Annotated in this window: 1 protein-coding gene and 1 pseudogene; both read left to right on the top strand. The window is 69.1% G+C overall.

Features of this window, described 5'->3' with window-relative positions; translation table 11 throughout:
* Positions 1–279, top strand: a pseudogene (locus Q2100_RS20950) (mycothiol maleylpyruvate isomerase); the annotation flags it as partial.
* A 128-nt stretch (positions 280–407) separates the two neighbouring features.
* Entirely contained in the window at positions 408–860 is a 453-nt protein-coding gene (locus tag Q2100_RS20955; RefSeq protein WP_302915608.1) for a VOC family protein, read from the top strand.
* The last annotated feature ends 186 nt before the right edge of the window (positions 861–1,046 follow it).

Below are 1,046 nucleotides of genomic sequence, written 5' to 3' on the forward strand. Positions count from 1 at the left end.
CGCCGCGATCTCGACGGCGCCGACGACCGGTTGATCGAGGTGATCGGCGGACAGGGCATCCGGCTGTCCAACTACCTCCCGACCCGCACGTTCGAACTGGCCGTGCACGGCCTCGACATCGCCCGCGCCGTCGGGCTCGACCACGCGCTGCCCCGCGACGTCCTTGCCGCCGCGGTCCGGCTGGCCGCGGACACCGCCGTCACGCTCGGTGACGGCGAGACGCTGCTGATGGCTTTGACCGGCCGCGCACCGCTGCCTGCGTCGTTCTCCGTCGTCTGAGGCGTGCGCCGAGACGACGGTTGTTGACCTGAAGTTCGGGGTGGCGGCGTCAACAACCGTCGTCTCGCGGTGAGTTTTGTCGGTGCCGGCAGTCACCATGGACACCACCGAACCAGAAGGAGCCCCCCATGGCCATCGAAGTGCAACCCGCACTGTCCCCGTCCCTGGTCGTCGACGACGCCGCCGCGGCGATCGACTTCTACGTCAAGGCCTTCGACGCCACCGAGTACGGACGGGTGCCCGGTCCGGACGGCAAACTCGTGCACGCCGCGCTGAACATCAACGGTTCGATGGTGATGCTCAACGACGATTTCCCGGAGATGACCGAGGGCAAGTCGATGACGCCCACCTCGCTGGGCGGCACGCCGGTGACCATCCATCTGACGGTCACCGACGTGGAAGCCAAGTTCCAGCGCGCCGTCGATGCCGGCGCCACCGTGCTGTCCCCTCTCGAGGACGCGTTCTGGGGGGACCGCTACGGGGTGCTGCGCGACCCGTTCGGCCACTACTGGTCGATGGGTCAGCCCATGCGCGAGGTCAGCATGGAGGAGATCGAAGAGGCGATGAAGCAGCAGCAGTAGGCCGCGGCCGTCTGCCGCTGAAAGGTCGAGGCTAGCGCCACAATCCGGCCAGCAGCCGCTGGTGCAGCGGTGGTGTTGGTGCGTTCGCCGCGGCGGCCAGCATGTCCGGGACCGAGGTGAACTTCACCCGCGGCCGGGCCTCGCCGCCACGCGCGACCTCGGCGGCGTCGATCGCCCGCCAGCCCG

The organism is Mycolicibacterium arseniciresistens (genome assembly GCF_030519285.1).
GTDB lineage: Bacteria > Actinomycetota > Actinomycetes > Mycobacteriales > Mycobacteriaceae > Mycobacterium > Mycobacterium arseniciresistens.

Excerpts from the sequence above, each read along its gene's own strand:
- Q2100_RS20955 (WP_302915608.1), top strand. The coding sequence starts at position 408 with ATGGCCATCGAAGTGCAACCCGCACTGTCCCCGTCCCTGGTCGTCGAC.